20 protein-coding genes and 2 tRNA genes are annotated in these 22,803 nt (G+C 72.1%); 15 read left to right on the forward strand and 7 right to left on the reverse strand.

Features of this window, described 5'->3' with window-relative positions; translation table 11 throughout:
- Positions 1-9: 9 nt before the first annotated feature.
- Both orn and IF11_RS0130470 read left to right on the forward strand, forming a co-directional pair.
- Positions 10-612, forward strand: coding sequence for an oligoribonuclease (gene orn, locus IF11_RS0130465; RefSeq protein ID WP_037729002.1), 603 nt, complete (start codon positions 10-12; stop codon positions 610-612).
- Between the two features lie 105 nt (positions 613-717).
- Positions 718-790 (forward strand) — tRNA-His (locus IF11_RS0130470).
- Between the two features lie 385 nt (positions 791-1,175).
- On the opposite strand, the gene IF11_RS0130475 is transcribed toward IF11_RS0130470, so the two are convergent.
- Complete coding sequence (locus IF11_RS0130475; protein WP_078491004.1) at positions 1,176-2,324, reverse strand: LacI family DNA-binding transcriptional regulator; 1,149 nt, start codon at positions 2,322-2,324, stop codon at positions 1,176-1,178.
- A 202-nt stretch (positions 2,325-2,526) separates the two neighbouring features.
- Here IF11_RS0130475 and IF11_RS0130480 point away from each other — a divergent pair, with 202 nt between their 5' ends.
- From IF11_RS0130480 to IF11_RS0130495, 4 genes are all read left to right on the forward strand, one after another.
- On the forward strand, positions 2,527-3,861 hold the full coding sequence (locus tag IF11_RS0130480; RefSeq protein WP_030355004.1) for an ABC transporter substrate-binding protein: 1,335 nt from the start codon (positions 2,527-2,529) through the stop codon (positions 3,859-3,861).
- Positions 3,862-3,864: 3 nt separating this feature from the next.
- On the forward strand, positions 3,865-4,935 hold the full coding sequence (locus IF11_RS0130485; protein ID WP_078491005.1) for a carbohydrate ABC transporter permease: 1,071 nt from the start codon (positions 3,865-3,867) through the stop codon (positions 4,933-4,935).
- Between the two features lie 9 nt (positions 4,936-4,944).
- A complete protein-coding gene (locus IF11_RS0130490) occupies positions 4,945-5,841 on the forward strand; it encodes a carbohydrate ABC transporter permease (RefSeq protein WP_030355006.1) in 897 nt (298 codons plus the stop codon).
- A gap of 162 nt (positions 5,842-6,003) precedes the next feature.
- Positions 6,004-7,422 (forward strand): GH1 family beta-glucosidase, encoded by a 1,419-nt coding sequence (locus IF11_RS0130495; protein ID WP_030355007.1) that lies wholly within the window; start codon positions 6,004-6,006, stop codon positions 7,420-7,422.
- Positions 7,423-7,643: 221 nt separating this feature from the next.
- Here IF11_RS0130495 and IF11_RS0130500 read toward each other — a convergent pair whose 3' ends face one another.
- The gene (locus IF11_RS0130500; RefSeq protein ID WP_030355008.1) at positions 7,644-9,038 is read right to left on the reverse strand and encodes a sensor histidine kinase; all 1,395 of its coding nucleotides are present in this window, start codon (positions 9,036-9,038) and stop codon (positions 7,644-7,646) included.
- Positions 9,035-9,841, reverse strand: a complete 807-nt coding sequence (locus IF11_RS0130505) for a response regulator transcription factor (RefSeq protein ID WP_240627899.1) — start codon at positions 9,839-9,841, stop codon at positions 9,035-9,037. The genes IF11_RS0130500 and IF11_RS0130505 overlap by 4 nt, the downstream gene beginning before the upstream one ends.
- A gap of 132 nt (positions 9,842-9,973) precedes the next feature.
- Between IF11_RS0130505 and IF11_RS0130510 the strand changes: the two genes are divergently transcribed.
- The gene (locus IF11_RS0130510) at positions 9,974-10,537 is read left to right on the forward strand and encodes a hypothetical protein (RefSeq protein WP_037729028.1); all 564 of its coding nucleotides are present in this window, start codon (positions 9,974-9,976) and stop codon (positions 10,535-10,537) included.
- Between the two features lie 23 nt (positions 10,538-10,560).
- Here IF11_RS0130510 and IF11_RS0130515 read toward each other — a convergent pair whose 3' ends face one another.
- Positions 10,561-11,421 carry a spermidine synthase gene (locus tag IF11_RS0130515; RefSeq protein WP_030355011.1) on the reverse strand — a complete coding sequence of 287 codons (861 nt, stop codon included), beginning with the start codon at positions 11,419-11,421 and terminating at the stop codon, positions 10,561-10,563.
- 212 nt (positions 11,422-11,633) lie between these two features.
- Complete coding sequence (locus IF11_RS0130520; protein ID WP_030355012.1) at positions 11,634-12,065, reverse strand: hypothetical protein; 432 nt, start codon at positions 12,063-12,065, stop codon at positions 11,634-11,636.
- 276 nt (positions 12,066-12,341) lie between these two features.
- On the opposite strand from IF11_RS0130520, the gene IF11_RS0130525 reads away from it, so the two are divergent.
- On the forward strand, positions 12,342-13,712 hold the full coding sequence (locus tag IF11_RS0130525; protein WP_030355013.1) for an NsdA family TPR-like regulatory protein: 1,371 nt from the start codon (positions 12,342-12,344) through the stop codon (positions 13,710-13,712).
- A 46-nt stretch (positions 13,713-13,758) separates the two neighbouring features.
- Here the strand turns inward: IF11_RS0130525 and IF11_RS0130530 are convergent, their stop codons facing one another.
- Positions 13,759-14,355 (reverse strand): histidine phosphatase family protein, encoded by a 597-nt coding sequence (locus IF11_RS0130530; protein ID WP_030355014.1) that lies wholly within the window; start codon positions 14,353-14,355, stop codon positions 13,759-13,761.
- A gap of 230 nt (positions 14,356-14,585) precedes the next feature.
- Between IF11_RS0130530 and IF11_RS0130540 the strand changes: the two genes are divergently transcribed.
- The 7 genes from IF11_RS0130540 to IF11_RS0130570 all read left to right on the forward strand — a co-directional run bounded on the left by IF11_RS0130540 (position 14,586) and on the right by IF11_RS0130570 (position 21,227).
- Positions 14,586-15,599: a phosphatase PAP2 family protein gene (locus IF11_RS0130540; protein WP_030355015.1), complete on the forward strand. Its 1,014-nt coding sequence runs from the start codon at positions 14,586-14,588 to the stop codon at positions 15,597-15,599.
- Entirely contained in the window at positions 15,517-16,761 is a 1,245-nt protein-coding gene (locus IF11_RS0130545) for a hypothetical protein (protein ID WP_030355016.1), read from the forward strand. The genes IF11_RS0130540 and IF11_RS0130545 overlap by 83 nt, the downstream gene beginning before the upstream one ends.
- Positions 16,752-18,392 (forward strand): hypothetical protein, encoded by a 1,641-nt coding sequence (locus tag IF11_RS0130550; RefSeq protein WP_030355017.1) that lies wholly within the window; start codon positions 16,752-16,754, stop codon positions 18,390-18,392. Before IF11_RS0130545 ends, IF11_RS0130550 begins: the two co-directional genes overlap by 10 nt.
- A complete protein-coding gene (locus IF11_RS0130555; RefSeq protein WP_030355018.1) occupies positions 18,389-19,771 on the forward strand; it encodes an AAA domain-containing protein in 1,383 nt (460 codons plus the stop codon). Before IF11_RS0130550 ends, IF11_RS0130555 begins: the two co-directional genes overlap by 4 nt.
- Before the next feature lie 90 nt (positions 19,772-19,861).
- Complete coding sequence (locus IF11_RS0130560; protein WP_030355019.1) at positions 19,862-20,209, forward strand: hypothetical protein; 348 nt, start codon at positions 19,862-19,864, stop codon at positions 20,207-20,209.
- Positions 20,210-20,366: 157 nt separating this feature from the next.
- On the forward strand, positions 20,367-21,068 hold the full coding sequence (locus IF11_RS0130565; RefSeq protein WP_106979296.1) for a bifunctional DNA primase/polymerase: 702 nt from the start codon (positions 20,367-20,369) through the stop codon (positions 21,066-21,068).
- 85 nt (positions 21,069-21,153) lie between these two features.
- A tRNA-Lys gene (locus IF11_RS0130570) sits at positions 21,154-21,227 on the forward strand.
- A 78-nt stretch (positions 21,228-21,305) separates the two neighbouring features.
- Here the strand turns inward: IF11_RS0130570 and IF11_RS0130575 are convergent.
- Positions 21,306-22,586, reverse strand: a complete 1,281-nt coding sequence (locus IF11_RS0130575; protein ID WP_420894629.1) for a M6 family metalloprotease domain-containing protein — start codon at positions 22,584-22,586, stop codon at positions 21,306-21,308.
- Between the last annotated feature and the right edge of the window lie 217 nt (positions 22,587-22,803).

Raw genomic sequence — 22,803 nt, forward strand, 5'->3', positions numbered from 1 at the left:
GTAAGGCGCATGAACGATCGAATGGTGTGGATCGACTGCGAGATGACCGGGCTCTCGCTGACGGACGACGCACTCATCGAGGTGGCCGCGCTGGTCACCGACTCGGAGCTGAACGTGCTCGGCGAAGGGGTGGACATCGTGATCCGCCCGCCGGACGCGGCGCTGGAGACCATGCCCGAGGTGGTGCGGCAGATGCACACCGCCTCGGGACTCCTCGACGAGCTGGCGGGCGGCACCACGCTCGCCGCCGCCGAGGAGCAGGTCCTCGCGTACGTACGCGAGCATGTGAAGGAGCCCGGCAAGGCCCCGCTGTGCGGAAACACGGTCGGCACCGACCGGGGCTTCCTGCTCCGCGACATGCCGACGCTGGAGGGCTACCTCCACTACCGCATCGTCGATGTCTCCTCGATCAAGGAGCTGGCCCGCCGCTGGTACCCGCGGGCCTACTTCAACAGCCCGGAGAAGAGCGGCAACCACCGCGCGCTGGCGGACATCCGCGAATCCATCGCGGAGCTGCGCTACTACCGCGAAGCGGTCTTCGTACCCCAGCCGGGCCCGGACTCGGACACGGCCAAGCAGATCGCCGCGAAGCACGTACGCCCCGCGGAATAACCACCCCCGCCGGGCCCGGCCCCGGCCCCCGGAATCCGGGCGCGAGCACCCTCGCGGACCCTGTACACTTTTTCTCGGCCGGTAGGGAACGAAGACCGGCCCTTGGTGGGTATAGCTCAGCTGGTAGAGCACCTGGTTGTGGTCCAGGATGTCGCGGGTTCAAGTCCCGTTACTCACCCTTGTCGATCAAGGCCCGACCTGCGAAAGCAGGCCGGGCCTTCTTCGTGCCCAGGAGCGCGACGAGTACGCGCGCGGAGGCGTTCCACCCCGGGCCGCCCAAGAAGGAAGAAGGCGCGGCGGCTGGTCGCTCTCACGCCTGCTGAAAAATTTACCCAAATCCTATTGACTCGTCCTATATCTGATGCAAGCTGATAAATAGACCACAAAACCGAAAGAGCCACAAAGCCGGTGAGGACGTCTGGTCGGCGGAGTGACTTGGACAGGATGTGGTTCAGGCCCCCGGCAAGCCGGCGCGATACCGAGGCAGCAGTGACGACTGAAGCTTCAGGACACGCGCAGCACTACCGGGGACTGTTTTTGCCCTCGGAGCGCCCACCGCCTTCTCAGGACGAGCCCCGCACCACCAGTTCCGTCGGCAGTACCAGCTGCTGCGGGCCTGCCCCGGGCTCCGGCTTCCCGGGCGGCGTCGGCCCGGCCTCCGACAGGACCAGCCGGGCCATCGCCCGGCCCATCTCCTCTATCGGCTGGCGGACGCTCGTCAGGGGCGGGTCCATGTGGCGGGCTATCGCCGAGTCGTCGAAGCCGATCAGCGCCACGTCGTCCGGTATGCGCCGGCCCGCCGCGCGGAGGGTTTGGCGGGCGCCGGCCGCCATGACGTCGGAGGCCGCGAAGACCGCGTCCAGGGCCGGGCGGCGGGCCAGTAGTTCGCGCATCGCGCGCCGGCCGCCCTCCTCCGTGAAGTCGGCCACGGCGATCAGCGACTCGTCCGGAGCGTGGCCGGCCTCGGCGAGGGCCCGGCGGTAGCCGTCCAGGCGGCAGGACGCGCCGTAGACCTCCAGGCGTCCGGTGATCGTCGCGATCGTACGGCGGCCCCGGGAGAGCAGATGCGCCACGGCCGTACGCGCGCCACCGGCGTTGTCGGAGTCGACCGAGGGCAGCGGTTCGGCCGCCGAGCGGCGTCCGCTGATGACCGTCGGGATGCCGGTCCCGGCCAGCAGGTCCGGCAGCGGATCGTCCGCGCGGACCGAGACCAGCAGCACCCCGTCCACCCGGTGCGCGGCCAGGTACTGCGCCAGCCTGCGGCGCTCGCGCGCGCCGCCCGCGAAGGTGAGCAGCAGCTGCATCCCGGTCTCGGCGAGCGCCTCGCCCACCCCGCTGACGATGTCCGAGAAGTACGGCTCGGCGAAGAACCGCGCCTCCGGCTCGGGCACCACCAGGGCGATCGCGTCGGCGCGGTTGGCGGCGAGCGCGCGGGCCGCGCGGTTCGGTACGTACCCCAGCTCGGCGATGGCCGCCTCCACCGCGGCCCTCGTCGGCGCGCTCACCCGCGGCGAGCCGTTGATCACCCGGGAGACCGTGCCCCGCCCGACCCCGGCATGCGCGGCCACCTCTTCGAGCGTGGGCGCCTTCCCGCCGCGCGACCGGGCCGCAGGAGCCGCAGGAGCCGTCCGGTCCGTACCAGCCGTCCGGTCCGTACGAGCCGCACGTGCCGTACGGGGCTCAGGTGCCTCACGGGCCGTGCGAGCTGTCATCTCCGCCTCCCCAATGAATCCGTCCCGAGTCCAGCCCGGTCCCTTGACACCCCTACGGGGACCCGCGACGCTTCAACCCATCACACATGGGAGCGCTCCCACCGTACCCGACCCATACATGCCCCGCACGCTGCCCGACCACGCCCGGACGGCCGCCCACAGGGCCCGGAGGGCCGGCAGGCCGGTGCACTAGGAGGACGTCATGCGTACACGTACTCGCTCGTCCCGGGTGGTGGTCCTCGCGGCCGTCGCCGCGCTCGGCGCGGGAGTCCTGGCCGGCTGCGCCCAGGACAGCGAAGGCCCCTCCGGCAGCGCCACGAGCGGCGGCGGAGACGGCGGCAAGGGGAAGACCACGCTCACGGTGGGGGTCTTCGGGGCCTTCGGCCTGAAGGAGGCCGGGCTCTACGACCAGTACATGAAGCTCCACCCCGACGTCGTCATCAAACAGACATCCATCGAGCGCAACGAGAACTACTACCCCCAGCTGCTCACCCACCTCGGCAGCGGCAGCGGACTCGCCGACATCCAGGCGGTCGAGGTCAACAACATCGCCGAGGTCACCGCCACCCAGGCGGACAAGCTCGTGGACCTCGGCAAGACCGACGGCGTACGGCAGGACAGCTTCCTGCCGTGGAAGTGGGCGCAGGCCACCAACGAGGCAGGCCGGACCATAGGGCTCGGCACCGACATCGGGCCCGAGGGCATCTGCTACCGCAAGGACCTCTTCGCCGCGGCAGGGCTCCCCTCCGACCGGGCGTCGGTCGGCGCGCTCTGGGCGGGCGACTGGCGGAAGTATCTGGACGCGGGGAAGAAGTTCAAGGCCAAGGCGCCCAAGGGAACGGCCTTCGTGGACTCGGCGAGCGGTGTCATGGCCGCCATCACCGGCAGCGAGGCGAACCGGTTCTACGACAAGGACGGCAAGGTCATCTACAAGACCAACCCGGCCGTACGGAACGCGTGGGACATCGCCGCGGAGTTCGCCGGGGCGGGACTGACCGCCAAACTCCAGCAGTTCACCCCGGCCTGGGACCAGGGGTACGCGAACGCCGGCTTCGCCACCGTCTCCTGCCCGGCCTGGATGCTCGGCTACATCCAGGACAAGTCCGGCGCCGCGGGCAAGGGCAAGTGGGACGTGGCCGCCGCGCCGAAGCCCAGCAACTGGGGCGGCTCCTTCCTGGTCGTGCCCGAGGCGGGCAAGCACAAGAAGGAGGCGGCCGAACTCGTCGCCTGGCTGACCGCGCCCGAACAGCAGGCCACGTTCTTCGCGAAGCGCGGCAGCTTCCCCAGCTCCCAGGCGGCGTACGCGCTGCCCGCCGTGTCCGGCGCGAAGCACGAGTACTTCGGCAACGCCCCGATCGGGGAGATCTTCTCCGCCGCCGCCCAGGGCGTACCGGTCCAGATCGTCGGTCCGAAGGACCTGATCATCGCGCAGAACCTGGCCGATGTCGGCATGCTCCAGGTCGACCAGAAGGGCACGTCCTCCAAGGACGGCTGGAACGCGGCCGTCAAGGCGATCGACAACGCACTGGACCAGTGACCGATGGCCAGCAGTGACGCGACCGCCGTCCCGGAGGCGGGCGTCGGGGACACGACGGGGGTCGGGGACACGGCGCCCGCCGGCCCTCGGGAACGGCAGGAGAAGCGGCAGCGGGGGCGGGAGCGACCGGCGCCGCGGGGCGAGGAACGGGACGACCGGCGCCGGGAGCGGCGCAGCCGCTGGTACCGCCGCGACGTGCGGTGGAGCCCGTACGCCTTCATCGCCCCGTTCTTCGTCTTCTTCCTGGCCTTCGGCCTCTTCCCGCTCCTCTACACCGGCTGGGCCTCGCTCCACCGGGTGGAGCTGACCGCGCCCACCGACATGGAGTGGGTGGGGCTGCGGAACTTCTCCCGGCTGATCAGTGACGACTTCTTCTGGAACGCGCTGAGGAACACCGTCACCATCGGGATTCTCTCGACCGTTCCGCAGCTGCTGATCGCGCTGGGCATCGCGCATCTGCTCAACTACCGGCTGCGCGGCTCGATGTTCTTCCGGGTCGCGGTGCTCACTCCGTACGCCACCTCGGTGGCCGCCGCGACGCTCGTCTTCGTCCTCCTCTTCGGCCGCGACTACGGAATGATCAACTGGGTGCTGGGGCTGGCCGGCATCGACCCGGTCGACTGGCAGAACGGCGCCTGGACCTCACAGCTCGCGGTCTCCACGATCGTCATCTGGCGCTGGACCGGCTACAACGCGCTGATCTATCTGGCGGCGATGCAGGCCATCCCGGACGATCTGTACGAGTCGGCGGCGCTGGACGGGGCCTCGCGGTGGCAGCAGTTCCTGCATGTGACCGTCCCTTCGCTGCGGCCGACGATCCTGTTCACGTGCGTGGTCTCGACGATCGGCGCGACCCAGCTCTTCGGCGAGCCGCTGCTGTTCAACGGCGGCGCGGGCGCGACGGGCGGGGCGGATCACCAGTTCCAGACGCTCGGGCTCTATCTGTACGAGCAGGGCTGGGTGAATCTGCATCTCGGCCGGGCCTCGGCGATCGCCTGGACGATGTTCCTGATCCTGCTGATCATCGGCGCGGTGAACTGGATCATCGCCCGCCGTCTCCGCAAGAGCGCGTAGGGGAGAGAGATGGCGACGACTTCACAGACCGGCGGGCAGCGGACCCGGAACGTGATCAGTGGCAGGAACAGGAAGGGCGCGGGGCGCCAGTTGCACGGCGGGCGGATCACCCACGCCGTACTGATCCTCTTCACCGCGGGCTCGCTCTTCCCCCTGGTGTGGACGGCGGTCGCGGCCTCCCGCAACAACACCCGGCTCGCCCAGACCCCACCGCCCTTCTGGTTCGGCGGAAACCTCTTCAAGAACCTCGAAATCGCCTGGACCGACGCCAATATGGGCACGGCCCTGCTCAATACGACGATCGTCGCCGGGGCGATCGCGGCGGGTACGGTGCTCTTCTCCACGCTCGCCGGTTTCGCCTTCGCCAAGCTGCGCTTCCGGTTCAAGAATCTGCTTCTGCTGCTGGTGATCGGCACGATGATGGTGCCGCCGCAGCTCAGCGTCGTACCGCTGTACATGCTGATCGCCGAGCTGTCCTGGACCGATCAGCTCCAGTCCGTCATCCTGCCCACCCTGGTCAGCGCGTTCGGTGTGTTCTTCATGCGGCAGTATCTGACCGGGGCGCTGCCCACCGAGCTGATCGAGGCGGCCCGGGTGGACGGCGCGAGCAGCTGGCGGGTGGTGTGGCATGTGGTCTTCCCGGCCGCACGGCCCGCGATGGCCGTGCTCGGGATACTGACCTTCGTGATGGCCTGGAACGACTTCTTCTGGCCCATCATCGCGCTGACCCAGAACGGCAGCCCCACCGTGCAGGTGGCGCTGACCGGACTCGGCCGCGGCTATATCCCCGACCAGTCGGTGATCATGGCCGGAGCGCTGCTGGGCACGCTGCCGCTGCTGCTCGCGTTCGTGATCTTCGGCAGACATATCGTCGGCGGCATCATGCAGGGCGCGGTCAAGGGCTGAAGGCCCGTACGGCCGGTCCTCGTACGGCCGGTCCTCGTACGGCCGCAGCCCCCGTACAGCACCCCTGCACCCCTGCACCCCTGCACCCCTGCACCCCTGCACCCCTGCACCCCACTCGTACCACCACATCCCCCCATCCCTACGGTCAACGGGAGCCGCACCATGTCCGACACCTTTCCGCCCGGGTTCCTGTGGGGCACCGCCACCGCCGCGTACCAGATCGAGGGCGCGGCACGGGCGAACGGCCGCACGCCCTCCATCTGGGACACCTTCAGCCATACCCCCGGCAAGGTGGAGAAGGGAGACACCGGCGATATCGCCGTCGACCACTTCCACCGCAGGGCCGAGGACGTCCGGATGATGGCGGACCTCGGCGTGAACGCGTACCGCTTCTCGGTCTCCTGGCCGCGCGTCCAGCCCACCGGCCGCGGCCCGGCCATACAGCGCGGTCTCGACTTCTACCGCGGTCTGGTCGACGATCTGCTCGCCCATGGCATCGAGCCCGTTCTGACGCTCTACCACTGGGACCTGCCGCAGGAGCTGGAGGCCGCGGGCGGCTGGCCCGAGCGCGAGACGGCGTACCGCTTCGCGGAGTACGCGCGGACCGTCGCCGAGGCGCTCGGCGACCGGGTGACGCGCTGGACGACCCTCAACGAGCCCTGGTGCAGCGCCTTCCTGGGGTACGGATCCGGTGTGCACGCCCCCGGCCGCACGGACCCGGTGGCCGCCCTGCGCGCCGCCCACCATCTCAACCTCGGCCACGGGCTCGCGGTCCAGACGCTGCGCTCCGTGCTCCCGGCGCGCGACCAGGTCTCGGTGAGCCTCAACCCTGCGGCGGTCAGGGCCCGTACGCGGTCACCCGAGGACCTGGACGCGCGACGCCGTATCGACGCCCTGGCGAACCGGGTCTTCACCGGCCCGATGCTGGCCGGCGCGTACCCCGAGGACCTCCTCGCGGACACCGCGCGGCTGACCGACTGGGCGTTCGTCCGCGCCGGCGACGAGGCCATCAGCCGGCAGCCGCTGGACTCGCTGGGCATCAACTACTACCAGCCTGCGGTGGTCTCCGCCGCCGACGGCCAGGACGCCGGCCGCCGGAGCCGTCAGGACGGCCACGGCGCGAGCGAGCACTCCCCCTGGCCGGGCGCCGAATCCGTCGCCTTCCACCAGCCGCCCGGCGAACTGACCGAGATGGGCTGGTCGGTGGATCCGAGCGGACTGTACGACCTGCTGCTGCGCTATACGCGCGAGGCGCCCGGACTGCCCCTGATGATCACCGAGAACGGCGCGGCGTACGCCGACAAGCCGGACGCCGACGGCGCGGTCCACGACCCGGACCGGATCCGCTATCTGCACGGCCATCTGTCGGCGGTACAGCGCGCGATCGCCGACGGGGCCGATGTGCGCGGCTACTTCCTCTGGTCGCTGATGGACAACTTCGAGTGGTCGTACGGCTATGGCAAGCGCTTCGGCGCGGTCCATGTGGACTACGAGACACAGCGCCGTACACCGAAGTCGAGCGCGCGCTGGTATGCCCGGCTGGCGGGTACGGGGGTGCTGCCGGAGGTGCCCATCGGCTGACGCCTGTTGAGCGGGGGGTGCGCGCCCCGGCCGGGTGGGGGGTTACGTACCGGCCGGGGCGCGCGGTCCTGGGGCCCGGGGGCGGGGGTGGGGCCAGTCGAGGGGGGACGGTCGAGGGGATGCTGATGTCTGCACGTTAGCCGCCCCGATCCGGACGAACAGCCCGTTCCGGGCGGGCGCCGCTGTTCTTAGGGCGCGCTTAAGGGGCGCATCGGAAGCCGTTAAAGGTCCGGACTCGCGCGGCGTCCGCGGCGCCTCAGCCGGTGGCCCCGGCGCGGCCCGTCCGTGGGGCGCCAGCCGTCGAGGCCGATCCAGATCCGTACCTCGGTACCGCCGAGCACCGAGCGTCCGATCCGTACGTCACCGCCCGTCGACTCGGCCACCCTGCGCACGATGTCCAGGCCGAGCCCGGTCGAGCCCTCCCGGCCGCCGCTGTTGCCCCGGGCGAGGGCGGCCTTCGGGTCGGCGATGCCGGAGCCCGCGTCCGAGACGAGGACGATCACGGCGTCCTCCCCGTTGTGCACATCGACGGAGAAGGCCGTGCCCTCCGGGGTGTGGCGGAAGACATTGCCGAGCAACGCGTCGAGGGCGGCGGCCAGTTCGGCGCGGACGACCGGGATACGTACGGGACGGCCGATGCCGGCGACCCGTGCCGTACGCCCCTCGTCCTCCGCCAGCGCCGACCAGAAGTCCATCCGCTCCCTGACGACTTCCGAGACGTCGCACCCGCCGGCCGGACCCGCCGCCACCGTCTGCGGCTTGGCCTCACGGGCGGTACGGATGATCGTGTCGACCTCGCGCTCCAGCTGCGCGACGGCGGCCCTGGTCTGGTCGGCGGCCGGTCCCTCGCCCAGGGACGCGGCGTTGAGGCGCAGTACGGTGAGCGGGGTGCGCAGCCGGTGCGAGAGATCGGCCGCGAGTTCCCGCTCGTTGGCGAGGAGCCCGACGACCTGGTCGGCCATGGAGTTGAAGGCGACCGCGGCGGACCGCAGTTCGGCGGGGCCCTCCTCCGGGACCCGCGCGCCGAGCTTTCCCTCGCCCAGCGCGTGCGCGGCGCCGGCGAGCCGCTGGGCGGGCTCGACCATCCGTACGCCGAGCCGGTCAGCGACGGCGACGGACCCGACGATCAGCGCGAACCCGACGCCCGCGAGCACCAGCCAGGCGGTGGTGACGCCCTTGGAGACCTCGTTCTGGGGGACGTAGATCTCGACGACCGCGATCTGGCCGGAGCCGAGGGCCGTCGGCTGGAGCAGTACGGAACCGCCCGCGACCTCGGCCATGGCCGCGCGCGGGATCCGCTGGACGGTCCGCAGATCCTTCTCGGCGGCCCGGCCGCGCCCGATGTCCAGCCGGCCGGTCTCCGGCCCCGTAGCCGCCGGGACATGCACGGCCATCCGGCCGTCGGCACCGGCGTTGGTGGAGGCGATGGCCCGCTCCAGCGGCTCGCGGTCGGTGGTGATGGAGAGGGTGGGGGCGATGGCGGCGGCCTGCCGCTCGGCGTTGGAGAACGCGCGGTCCCTGGCCATCTCCTTGATGACCAGTCCGAGCGGGACGGCGAAGGCCACGACGACCATGACCGTAACGGCCACGGCCACCTTGACCAGGGCCCATCTCATACGGGCGGCTCCACGACGGGCGCCCCGGTCGCCTGCGTACCTGGAACGGGCGGCTCGGGGCGCGGCTCGGGGAGGGGCAACTCCCTTACAGGTGGCTCGGATACGGGCACCTCAGGGACGGGCGGCTCCAGCTTCACCCCGACTCCGCGCAGCGTGTGCAGATAGCGCGGCCTGGCCGCCGTCTCGCCGAGTTTCCGCCGCAGCCAGGAGAGATGGACGTCGATGGTCTGGTCGTCGCCGTACGACTGCTGCCACACCTCCGCGAGCAGTTCCTTGCGCGCCACGACCACCCCGGGGCGCCCGGCGAGAAACGTCAGCAGGTCGAACTCCCGCCGGGTCAGATCCAGCCGGGCCCCGTCCAACTCGGCCTGGCGGCGCAGCGGATCGATGGAGAGCCCGCCGACCCGGATGACGCGCGGCGGCGTGGCCTCGCCGGCGGTGGCGCGCGAACGGCGCAGCACGGCCGCCATCCTGGCCGCCAGATGCTCGACCGAGAACGGCTTGGTCAGGTAGTCGTCGGCACCGTCGTTGAGCAGCCGTACGATCTCCGCCTCGTCGTCCCGCGCGGTGGCGATGATCACCGGTACGTCGGTGATGCCGCGCAGCATCTTCAGCGCCTCCGCGCCGTCCAGATCGGGCAGACCGAGGTCGAGAATGACCACGTCGAACCGGAAATGGGCCACCTCGCGCAGCGCCTCCAGAGCCGTGCCGACGCTCCGCACGGTGTGGGAGGCCTCGGTCAAGTGCCTGATGAGGGCGGAGCGTACGAACTGGTCGTCCTCGACCACGAGCACACTGGGCATGGGCGGCACCGTACGCCATCCGGGACGTACGGGAGGGCCGGTCGGCGCGGGTCGGCCCGGGTCGGCCGTGGCCGGTGTCCCTTCCCGGCGCTCACGGGACAGCCGTGGTGCGGGTGGTGCAGTATGGTCCGGATGCGCATGGGACTCGTACACACCCTGGCGTGGTCGCTCGCCACGGGCGCGGCGGTCACGCTGTCGTGGTGGGGCGTCCACTCGGTCATGGCGGGGACGGCGTACGACCCGCCGCGCGCGCTCCCGCTGCCCGTGGACAGCGCGACGGAGCCGGGCGCGAGCCCTCTCGCCTCGTCCACGTGGCATCCCCCGAGCCCGTCCGCGAAGCCGCCTTCCTCGCCCGCGGCGACACCGAGCCGCAGCGAGCGCCCCTCGTCGCCTCCACCGCCCAAGGAGACGAAGGACACGGGCGGACACACGGACAGGGGCGCGGGCACGGAGGCCGAACCGTCCGGCTCCTCCGGCGAGGTGAAGAGCTATACGGTCGACGGCGGCCGGGTCGTCTTCGACATCGGCGCCGCCTCGGCCGAACTGGTCTCGGCCACGCCCGACAGCGGCTGGCAGATGCAGGTGTGGACACAACCGGCGTGGATCCGGGTGACGTTCACGCGGGACCACCGGGAGGTCTCGGTGTTCTGCACCTGGAACGGCCATCCGCCGATGGTGCAGTTCGACGACCGCTGAGCGATTCGGCCTTACGAGCCGGGCTACTTGAACGCGTCGGCCGGGGGCGGCGGCGAGGCCTTGGCGCTCGCGTCGGTCACCACGGCCGCGCCGCCGGTGAAGTCGGCCAGCGCCCTGCCGTGTTCCACCCGCCCCGGATGCGGATCGCTCGCGACCCGGCGGGTCAGCTCGGCGACGGGCAGCTCACGGTCCGAGGCGAGCAGTACGGCGTTCCCGAAGCGGCGCCCCCGGAACACCGCCGGATCGGCGGCGAGCGCGAGCCGCCCGAAGACGGTGGCGGCGGTGGCGATCTGGCCGCGCAGATGCGCGAGCGGCGGGCCGTCCGCCAGATTGGCCGCGTAATGGCCGTCGGGCTTCAGGACCCGGCGTACGTCGCCCAGGAACTCGACGCTGGTCAGATGCGCGGGGGTACGGGCGCCACCGAACACATCGGCGATCACCAGATCCGCCCAGCCGTCCGGCACTTTCGCGAGCCCGGCCCGCGCATCGGTGGTGCGGACGCGGATCCGGGCGTTCGGGTCCAGCGGAAGCCGCTCGCGTACGAAGTGGACGAGGGGGCCGTCCACTTCCACGATCTGCTGGGTGGAGCGGGGGCGCGTGGCGGCGATGTACCGGGCGAGGGTGAAGGCCCCGCCGCCGAGGTGCACGACATGCAGCGGCCGGCCCGCGGGGGCGACGAGATCCGCGACATGGCCGAGCCTGCGCTGATACGCGAAGGAGAGATACGCGGGGTCGTCGAGGTCGACATGGGACTGCGGAGCCCCGTCGATCAGCAACGACCAGGCCCGCGCCCGCTCCCGGTCGGGCACCAGCTCGGCGCGCCCGCCGTCGACATCCTCGGCCAGGACCGTCGCGGACGGGGCCCGGCGCTTGTTCTTGGCCACGTACCTATTCTGAGGGCTCGGTTCGCCTCCGGGCGCCTTATGCCCCTGTCGACGGTCGACCGTGCTCGATTCCCTCGTACCTCGGGAACCTCCGCGCGCTCTCCCTTTCGACAGCGGCGCGCCCTTCGGCTCACTCGCCGGCGGTCGTGCGCGACCAGTGCGTCTGGTTCACCGCGAGGGTGGGGTGGGGTGCCCGTAGGGAACGACTCCGGCTATCTACATCGGTCGGCGGCCTCAAGGAGCCGGGCCGCCTCGCCCAGCGCCTCCCTCAGCAGCGCCGGATCCGTGACCGGGCCCGTCGTGTCGGGGTGGAGCAGCCAGTCCGAGCCGATGACCGGGGGTTCCGCGGGGAGACGGAGACCTCGGCCGTTCGTCTGCGTGCAGGCGCTGCCCGGCATGTCCCAGCCCGCGGCCGTACCCGGCGGGACCAGAAAGCCGAGGGTGTCGCAGGGCCCGTCGTGGAGCACCGGCCCCACCTTGGGAGTGGCGCCCCCCCGGCGCAGGATGTCCACCGCTTCGAGGCCCTGCCGGGCCGGCACCGTCACCAGGTCGCAGGGCTCCCCGGCGTCGTCCCCGGGACGCGCGCCGCACTCCTGGCCGGGCACGCGCCGAGCAGTCGTCCGCGAGCCACCACTGGTGTCCATACCGACCTCCACATTGAGCGTCTCCCACGCGGTTCAACGCGGGGCGGCGTCAACAGCTACGGCGGCGCACCGTCGAAAAAGATGGCAGTTCATGGCAGATCATGGGCGAGAAATCCGCTTTGTGGGAAAACTCTATGTGTCAAGACCGTCACAGCCGGTACGTTCTGCCCGTCGGAACAACCTCGGAACAACCGGAGTTGGACACCGCGCCACACCGCACCGCACGCTCCGGGTGCCCCGCGGGCACCAACGGCTGTACCAGGAGAGGGCTCGGCCATGGCGTCGTCTCGGGCAGTTCCCAACCTCGCCTTCCGCCGGCTGCGCGCGCGGCGCTCGCCGGGGGAGTTCGCCGCCGCCGTACGCAGGGCCGCGCGGGAGATCGGTGAACAAGTCGCCTGTGACGCACGTTATATCGGACGGGTGGAGGCAGGCGAGATCCGCTGCCCCAACTACGCGTACGAACGGGTCTTCCTGCATATGTTCCCCGGACTGACCCTGAAGGACCTGGGCTTCTCTCCGCGCGAGCACGTACGCGGCAGAGCGGCGCGGGCCTCGGTGACCACCGCGGACAGGGTGGACACCGCCAACACCCGGAGCGACACCAGCGATACCGGCGAGGAGAGCGACGTGCTGCGTCGCGCGTTCATGACGAGCGGCCCTGTCACGGTGGTGGCCGCCTCCCTCGGTCTCGGCGGTACGGCCGTCGCGGCCGTACCCACGCCGCGCCGGACACCGCGGCTGGTCGGCGACGCCGAGGTGATCGCCGTCGAGGCGGCCGTCCGGCGGATCCGGCTGCTGGACGACCGGCACGGCGCCGACGGGATCTACCGGCAGGCCGCCCAGCCGCTGCGCGCCGCGTACGCGCTGCTCGACTCGGGCACGCCCGCCCGCCAGTCCACCGCCGACCGGCTCTACGCGGGCGCCGGCGAGCTGTCGATCTCGGTGGGCTGGCTCGCCCATGACTCCGGCCGTTTCGACGACGCGCGCTCGCACTACGCGGAGGCGCTGGCGACCGCGCGGATGGTGAACGATCCGGGGGTGGAGGCGCACGCCTTCGCCAACACCTCGTTCCTGGCGAAGGATTCGGGCCGGTACCGGGAAGCGGTACGGACCGCGCAGGCGGGCCGGCGCGCCGCCAGGCATCTGTCCTCGCCGCGGCTGCTGTCGCTGCTCGCCCTGCGCGAGGCGGCCGGCTGGGCCAAGCTGGGCGACCGTACGAACTGCGAGCAGTCGCTGTCCCGGGCCCATGGCCTCTTCGACCGCGGCCCCTCGGACGCCGACCCCGAGTGGATGTCCTTCTTCGGCGAGCCCGAGCTGGAGTCGCAGGAGGCGCTGTGTCACGCGGCGTTGGGCGACTGGTCGCGCGCGGCCCGGCACGCCCACCGCGCGACGGCGCTCCAGGATCCGCACTTCGCCCGCAATCTCGCGCTGTACCGGGTGGAGCTGGCCACGGACCTGGCCCGGGCCGGCGCGCCGGACGAGGCGGCGGCGGCCGGAAATCAGGTGCTGGATCAGCTGGATGTCGTCCAGTCGTCCCGTATCCATACGAGACTCGCGGCCACGGCGCGGGTCCTGCTGCCGCAGCGGCGGGTGCCGGAGGTGGGCGCCTTCCTGGACCGCCACGCCTCGACGAACATCCGGGCGTAAGGACCAGGACCGGACGGGACCGGAAGCCGCAGCCCGGAGCCCGCAGTCAGGGCGTGAGATGCGCCGTGTCGTTCCAGACCTGGATCGCCGGCATCTCGTACGCCCAGCTCAGCACCGACACCGACGTCGGGTCGAGCCGGATGCGCGCCGCGAACGAGATGTCCTCGCCCAGCCAGCGCGCGCCGATCGCACGCAGGATGTGGCCGTGGGCGAAGACCAGGACGTCACGGTCCGCCGAGCGCGCCCAGGAGACGACCTCGTCGGCGCGGGCGGAGACCTGCTCCAGGGTCTCGCCGTCCGGGACGCCGTCACGCCAGATGAACCAGTCGGGGCGATCCGCCTTTATCCGCGCCGGGGTCATGCCCTCGTACGCGCCGTAGTCGAACTCCATCAGCGCGTCCCACTCCTCGGCCCGGTCGCCGAAGCCGGCCAGCGCGCAGGTCTCGGCGGCGCGTACGAGCGGGCTGGTGCGTATCTCCACGCCGGGCAGCCCCGACCAGGGCGCCTGATGGAGGCGTTCGCCCAGCAGCTTGGCGCCGCGCCGGCCCTCGTCGAGCAGCGGGATGTCCGTCCTGCCCGTGTGTTGGCCGGACAGCGACCAGGCCGTCTGACCGTGCCGGGCGAGCAGGATGCGCGGTGCCATGAAGGTGCTCCCTGAGGTTCACAACTGGTGCTGTTCCATCATCGCGCACCTGAACGAAGGGCGACCTCCAGGGGCAACCTCCCGGAAGATCGCCGCGTCCCTCTCCCTGTCGGGGGCGATGTTGTCGAACATTCTTCCGGAGGTACACCCGGTCGAAGGGCTCAATCACTTACACCGTACGGTTGAACGTCGGCCGACAGCTGCGTGAATTGACGATGGAGACCGTCCGAATGCCGTACAGCGCCAGCGCGCCGCAGAGCCCCGGGACGACACGCCCTGGCCCCCGGCCCCGCTGGTGGACCGAGCTGACGATGCTCGTCCTGGTCTACACGGCGTACTCACTGGGCCGGCTGCTCGCACGGGGCGATGTGTCGACAGCCGTCGACCACGGACTTGCCATCCTCCGGGTGGAAAAGGCGCTCCTCCTCAACGCCGAGCACCCGCTCAACCGGCTCTTCACCAGCACCCCGGCCCTCGGCATACCCGCCGACTTCGCCTATGCCTCGCTGCACTACCTCGTCACCCCGGCCGTTCTCGTCTGGGTCTTCCGCCGCCGCCCCGCCCGCTACCGGGCCGCCCGTACCTGGCTGATGCTCTCCACCGTCCTCGGCCTGGCCGGCTTCACCCTCCTGCCCACCTGCCCGCCCCGGCTGCTGGCGGCCGGGCACGGCTTCGTCGACACCATGGCGCAGTACAGCGCGTACGGCTGGTGGGGCGACGAGGCGAGCGCGCCGCGCGGTCTCGGCGGGATGACCAACCAGTACGCGGCGATGCCGAGCCTGCATGTCGGCTGGGCCCTGTGGTGCGGGGTGCTGCTGTGGCGGCACGGCCGTACGCCGCTGGTGAGGTGGGTGGGCGCCGGCTATCCGCTGCTCATCACCGTGGTGGTGATGGGGACCGCGAACCACTACTTCCTGGACGCGGTCGCGGGCGCGGCGGTGATGGGCCTCGGAGCGCTGCTGACCCGGCCGGCGCTGCGGGCGGCCGAGCGCATACGGGTCGCGGCCACGGACCGCTTCGGGCGGTCGCCGGCGCCGGCCGCCGTGTCACCCGCCGCGGCCTCCCCCGTGGACCCTTCCGCCGCCTTGTCGCCCCGTACGTCGTCCCGTACATCACCCCGTAAAGACCCGATTGTCAGCGGCGGATGCGAGACTTCCGCGGGTGAGCGATTCCCTGGGCAGCGGACCCGCACCAGCACCTCCGGCACCACCTCCGCAGACGACACTCCGGCGACGGCTCGCTGAGCTGCGCGGCCCCGCCGTCGCGCCGCATCCGCTCGACGCCCGCGCGCTGGCCGCCCTCGCGGCCAACCCCGGCTGCCGGCGGCGCGCCCTGCTGGACGGAGCCGGGGTCGACAAGGCGGCGCTCGCGTCGGCGCTCGGCTCGCCCGCCCCGTACGGCCAGTCGCAGTTCGCGTTCATGCGCGGCAACGCGTTCGAGGCCAAGGTCAAGGCCGACGGCGGTACGGAGCTGATGCGGCTGCTGTCCGAACGGCTCAGCGGGCAGTCACCCCCGCCCGCCTCCGGTGAGGTGCTCGTCCCCGATCTGTCGGCGGCCGGTCCCGAGGGGCGTACAGCCCGTACGGCGCTGGCCCTGCGCGAGGCCACGGAGGCACGGGCCTGGGCGCTGCTCGACCATCCGCTGCTGGCCCTTGAGGTAGCGGGCTCCCCCGCGTATCTGGAGCCGGACGCGGTCGTGGTGCGTCCGGACGGCCGGTGGACGGTCGTGGAGATCAAGTCCTTCCCGATGATCGACGGTTCGGCGGACGCGGCGAAGGTGGGCGCGGCGGCGCGGCAGGCCGCGGTGTACGTACTGGCGCTGGAGCGGGTCGCCCTGCACACGGCGGGCGCGGAGGTGGCGGACCGCGTACTGCTGGTCTGTCCCAAGGACTTCTCCAACCTGCCGGCCGCGTCGGTCGTGGACGTACGCAAGCAGCTGTCGGTGACGCGCCGTCAGCTCGCCAGGCTGACCCGGATCGAGGACATCGCGGCCGGGCTGCCCGAGGGCACCACCTTCGACCTCGGCCACTGCTCGGGCGAGGAGCTGACGGCCGCGGTCGAATCGGTCGCGGCGGCCTACGCGCCCGAGTGCCTGTCCGCCTGCGAACTGGCCTTCCACTGCCGCCACCGGGCCCGCGCCGAGGGCGCGGTGGAGACGCTGGGCCGTGGGGTACGGGGCGAGCTGGGCGGTCTGACCACGGTCGGCGCTGTGCTGGCGGCGGCGCACGGCGGGGCGGGCGACCCGGCTGACCCGACGGTCAGCGCGCTGCGCAGGGCGGCGGCGCTGCGGGCGGAGGCGCTGGCGGCGGCCGGGGCTTCCGGTGCGCCGGCTGATGGCGCGGTCGACGGATCCGGGCCGGCGGTTTCAGCGATCGGGTCCGCGAACGAGGCGGTCACATGTCGCTGATCAGTACGCTCGCGCGGCTGGAGGCCGTGGAGAGCGGACGGGCCCGGCCGCTGGCCACCGTCCGGCACCGCCGGATCTCGGACGAGCCGCTGGTGCTCGTGCCGCTCACCACGGCGGGCGAGGCCGGGGCCCCGCTCGGCGCGCTGGTCGGGACGGACCGGGACGCGCCCCGGCTGCTGACCGTCGCGCAGCCGCGCGACCGCGATCTGCGGTTCGCGTTCCTCGGCGAGCTGGCCGAGGCCGTGCTGCCGTATCTGGACACGTACGCCGAGGTGATCGAGCCCGCCGAGCGCAATGAGACGGACCCGGAGACCGGCAAGCGGGTCAAGGTCGAGGTCGAACTGTGCGTGGACGCGCCACAGTTGATCGTGCCCAGCCGGCCGGGCATCGACTTCGTACGGCTGCTGGGGCGGTCGATGCGGTTCCGGCGTACGGCCGAGGACGATCCGGACACGCCGTATCCCGCGCCGCCGCGCGTGCCGTTGCTCGGCCGCTGGCTGACGCACTACGGCGAGCGCGCGCGGGTGCCGGGGTCCTCGCTGCTGCTCGCGGCGACCGATCTGCTGAACCGTCACTGGGCGACCGGGCAGTCCAGCCTGGAGGACCAGCATCTCGGCGCGCTGCTCGCCTGGATCGATCCGCCGGAGGGCGTCTCGGGCGCCGAGGCGGCGCTCCGGGCCGAGCTGGACCGGGACCGCGGCGGACAGCTGCGCTGCCCTCCGGCGGGGCCCGCCACGGACCCGGCGTTCGACAACAGGCTGCTCGCGCCCGCCATCGAGGGGTACGACCGGGCGCGCCAGGCGCTCGCGGCGGCCGAGGACGGGCCCGGCGCGGAGGAGCAACTGGCCCGGCTGAGCGCGGCGGAGCGGGACATCCGCGAACTGCTCGCGGGCGTCATGCGGCCGACGTGGGACGCGGTGTGGCACGGTCTCGACCTGCTGCGCGCGCTGCCGGAGGGGGAGCGCGTCGCCGACCGCTGGACGCGCGACCGCTGGTCGTTCACCGGCCATCGCGACCGGGTGCGCGCCGGGGAGCCGCCGCAGCCACGGCTGGACGACGCGGTGACGGCGGCGCAGAAGCTCGCCTCGCGCGAGACGGCGCAGGCGCAGCTTGAGGCCCAGGAGGCGCTGGACGATCCGCTGGTGTTCGCGGGGCGCAGGCTGTCGGGCGAGGCGTTCCTGAGCGAGGTGACGGAGGTGGTGATGGCGTACAGCGAGAGCAAGCGGCCGAGCCCGCGCCCGCTGGTCACCGTCCGCACCGACGACCGGCCGCATCTGGAGGCGGGTACGAAGGTGTTCCGCTCGCTGGACGGCAAGCCGCAGTCGGCGGAGTTCGTACGGTCGTCCGCCGAGGACGCCGACGACAACGATGCCGACGGTGTGCTGGTGCTGCGGCTGACCGACCGTATGGGCCGTGGCAAGGAGCCCGCTCCCGGTTCCGTGCCGGAGAAGGGCGACCGGATCGCCTGGACGCTCTTCGAGCACGACCAGCGCGGCGGCCCGAAACTGCCGGACCCGGAGGAGACCCCGTGGACCCACGGCGGGCCGCCGGGCGCGGACGACGCGACCCCGCCCCACGCCCGGGCCGAGGCTCACGCTCCCGACCCGGTCACCGAGGAGGACTTCCTGTGACGGACACCACCGCGTCGAGCCCCGCCACGTCAGGCCCCGCCACCGGCCGGGCCGCCTTCGATCCGGGCGCCGCCGCCGCGCGTGCCACCGACGCGATCCTGCGCGACACGCTGCACGGCACCCACCGCGGCGTGGTCGTGGACTCGCCGCCCGGCGCGGGCAAGTCGACGCTCGTCGTCCGGGCCGCCCGCGAACTGGCCGCCGCCGGACGGCCCTTGATGGTCGTCGCACAGACCAACGCGCAGGTGGACGACCTGGTCGCACGGCTCGCCGAGAAGGACCCCGAGCTGCCGGTCGGCCGGCTGCACAGCAATGACCCCGACCCGTACGACAAGGCCCTGGACGCGCTGCCGAACGTCCGCAAGTCCGCGAAGGCGGCGGATCTGGCGGGCCTCGATGTCGTGATCTCGACAGCGGCGAAGTGGGCGCATGTGCAGGGCGTCGAGCCCTGGCGGCACGCCATCGTGGACGAGGCGTACCAGATGCGTTCGGACGCGCTGCTCGCCGTCGCCGGGCTCTTCGAACGCGCGCTGTTCGTCGGCGACCCCGGCCAGCTGGACCCGTTCAGCGTGGTGGGCGCGGACCAGTGGGCGGGGCTGTCGTACGACCCGTCCGCGAGCGCGGTCTCCACGCTCCTCGCGCACAACCCCGAGCTGCCCCAGCACCGGCTGCCCGTCTCCTGGCGGCTGCCCGCGTCCGCGGCGCCGCTCGTGTCGGACGCGTTCTATCCGTACACCCCGTTCCGCAGCGGTACGGGCCACGGCGACCGCGGGCTCACGTTCGGAGTCCCCTCCGACGGCTCGGGTCCCGACCGGGTGCTCGACGAGGCGGCCGCGTCCGGCTGGGGGCTGCTGGAGCTGCCCGCCCGGCGTACGCCCCGTACGGACCCGGAGGCGGTACGGGCCGTGGCGCTGGTCGTCCGCAGAATGCTGGACCGCGGCGGCGCGGCCACCAGCGAGCGCTCCCCCGGTCCGGTGCCGGTGACGGCCGACCGGATCGCGGTCGGCACCGCCCACCGCGACCAGGCGGCGGCGGTCCGCGCGGCCCTCGCGGAGCTGGGGGTGAGCGGGGTGGCCGTGGACACCGCGAACCGGCTCCAGGGCCGTGAGTTCGATGTCACGGTGGTGCTCCACCCGCTCTCCGGCCGGCCGGACGCCACCGCGTTCCATCTGGAGACGGGCCGGCTGTGCGTCCTCGCGTCCCGGCACCGGCACGCGTGTGTCGTGGTGTGCCGCGCGGGCGTGGCGGAGCTGCTGGACGAGCACCCGTCGACGGAGCCGGTGCGGCTGGGAGTGACGGTGAAGTTCCCGGACGGCTGGGAGGCGAACCACTCGGTCCTGGCGCGGCTCTCGGAGCACCGGGTGAGCTGGCAGCCCTGAGAAATGGGCGCGACACGAGGCCCCCTTGCGCCGGGCGGGACAATGGACGGTGGCCGAGAGGCCGTACACGCACGAGCAGGAGGAAAACCGATGCCGGATCCCGAGCGGAGCGAGCGGCGGCTGCGGCCGGCACCGCTGCTCTTCGAGCCCTCGGAGGCGGTCGCCGACCCCGAGCACTTCTTCGACCTCGAATCCATCGACGACCCCGCCGACCTGCTGGCCAGAGCCACGGAACTGACTCTCGCGTTCCGCGCGGCGACCGACCGGGCCGTCGAGTTCCAGGCGATCGCCGCCGCGCAGCTCGCCGATCCCCGCCGTTTCGACCGGCTGACGACGGCGGACATCGCGCTGCGCGCGCAGTGGACCGAGGACTACACGAAGAAGATGGTCGAGTTCGGCCGGGACCTGCTGAGCGGCGAGGGCATGGCGAGCCAGTGAGACCGGGCGGCACGGGAGGTGCCGGCGGGCCGGGTGAGCCAGGTGTGGCACTCGTGTGGCATATGCGGCGCGCAGGTTACGCCTCCCCGCGCCCCCCTGTCCCGTCTTTCGCGAACTCTCGGGAACGGGTTCATTACTCCCGGTAGATCTGACTGCCATGAGCGCATGGTTACGAGATGAATCCCCGCTGAGTCCCGGTATGAGCGACGACGAGCGCCGCACCGACATCTTCGGTCTGCTCCGTGACGAGGGCCGCCATCACACCGCGCGGGTCACCCCGGCAGGCGCGGAGTGGCTCGTCTCCGCCGGACCGTACTCCCGCTCCACGCTCTCCCTCTGGACCGCCCACCCGACCGCCCCCGCGGTGCTGCCCTGCGGCTCCGCCTTCGATGTGGTGAACGCCCCCGCGATCTTCGGCCGGCGCATGCTGGACCGGCTCTGGTCGGACGGTCCCGGCTCCGGGCCGGTCGCCGCGTACCGGGGCCGTACGCTCCTCTTCACCGCGCCGGGCACCGCCCAGCGGCTGCCGTCCCTGCTCTCCTGGGAGGAGTGGGGCGGCTCGGGCAACAGCGGGCGGGAGACGGCACCGCCGCCCCTGCTCTGCCACGGCACCGGCGACGCGGTGACCGTACCGCCGCTGTCGCCGGGCCCCGCGTCGGGTCCGCGCTGGCTGGTCGCCCCGGACACCCGCCACCCCTGGTTGCCGGGACCCGATGTGCTGCTCTGGGCGTGCGTACGGGCGGCCCGCGACCAGACGGCCTCCGGGACCGGCTCCGTACCGCGCCCCAGGACGGCGCCCGAACCGTCGACGGGAGCGGTGGCGGGAGCGGCTGCCCGGCTGCCCCAGTCGTGCTCCTGACCACGGGAAACGCCTTCTGGACGGGCCCGCGTATATCGATTTTTCTTCGCGCCGATCCGAGTGCTAAGGTCTACGACGTCAGCAGGCGCCGCTAGCTCAGTTGGTTAGAGCAGCTGACTCTTAATCAGCGGGTCCGGGGTTCGAGTCCCTGGCGGCGCACAGACATGAAGGAGCCTCTCGCGCGAGCGAGGGGCTCCTTCGTCTTCCGTCCACAAGGCGCCAGTGGCTGTAGCGGCTCTAAGGCGCGACCTCCGGGGTGATCTTGACGGTCCAGGCCCCCGTGGGCGTACGGTCCGCCACCTCCACCCGCGTCCGCTCCCCCTCCACCGTGAAGGTCTCGCCGACCCCCAGCGGCGCGTCCGCCAGCGGCGGATAGACCGACCGGTCCCAGCAGGCCTCACCACCGGGATGGGTGTCCACCACCTCGACCGGACCGCCGCCCGACGCCGTCTCGCTGCGTACCCGGTAGATCAGCACCCCCTCGGTGCAGGTGTGCAGATCGTTGCCGGTCGCCGCGCGGGCCTCGATGGCCAGCGCGGTGTTCCGGCCGGTCCTGACGACCGCGAGCCGGGTCCCGGCGCTCCCGCCGGGGGTGGGCGCCGCCGCGATCGGCTCCAGGGTGAGCAGGCTCGTGCCCGTGGGCGGCACGCACCGCACCTGCCGCTGGTCCAGCCAGCCGAGCTTCCACTTGTGCCAGCCGAAGAGATCGGGCGCCATCCCGAACTGGCTTCCCATCACATCCCAGTCACCGACATAGGTGTCCCAGTCGCCCTTGCCGTTCGTGGGCCGGTGGTAGAGGTCCGCCAGATCGAAGACATGCCCGGTCTCGTGGGCCAGCACATTGCGGTCGGGCGGGTGCCGCTCGAAGACGGTGACGATACGCCGGATGTCCGTGCCGTCCGCCCGCATCGGCCGGTCGAAGTTGACCACTTTCGTGGCATCGGAGTCGACACCGGGCGCGTCGGGATCGGCGACCAGATACACGACGTCGTAGCGCGAGAAGTCGACCGCCGGATCGGCCGCGGCCAGCGCGTCCCGCAGATAGGCCGTGCGCCGGGCGGGCTCCCAGTCGCGCCGTATCCCGTAGTCGGTGGAGGCGTGCGGCATCCGGAACCACTGGAGCTGGGGGTGGGCGCGCAGCGCGAACTTCCCGTACGACGCCTGCTCGTAGAAGCGGCTGGTGGCCGGGAAGTGATCGGCCGCCAGCTCGGCGGGGTCGGCCAGCGGCGCCGAGTCGGGGAAGGAGAGAAAGATCATGACCGCGTCGAGGGCGCGGTCCGGGCGCGGATAGGAGGCGTTCCAGGTGTCGAGGCCGAGGGAGTGATGGGCACCGGTGCGCGGCAGGGCGCAGGGTCCTTCGGGGGCCGAGGCCCCGGCGGGCCCGGCGATCAGCGATGTGGCGGCGAGCGCCACGAGGGAGGTCACGGCGGCCGCGGTCCTGCGCAGGCGGGGCCGTTCCACTCCCCCGGGTGGCTGCGGACGCTCCACATCGACCTCCGGCTCCGGATGGGGGGACACCACTCCCACCTTGGGTCGTTTTGTACGACTACGCCCTGTTCCGCTGCACCACATGGGTGAGGAGGCTCGTGATCACGGCGTCGGCAACCCGACACCCCGACGCGTCACGGAAAGTCACAGGCGATCACGGCGGGCTCTTCCGGTGCCACAGACGTGCAGAAACGATCGCCCGGTGGCAAGCCGGCGGGGTTCCGGGGCCTCTTCGCTGTCCAGGAGC

It is taken from the genome of Streptomyces scopuliridis RB72, from assembly GCF_000718095.1.
GTDB classification, from domain to species: domain Bacteria; phylum Actinomycetota; class Actinomycetes; order Streptomycetales; family Streptomycetaceae; genus Streptomyces; species Streptomyces scopuliridis.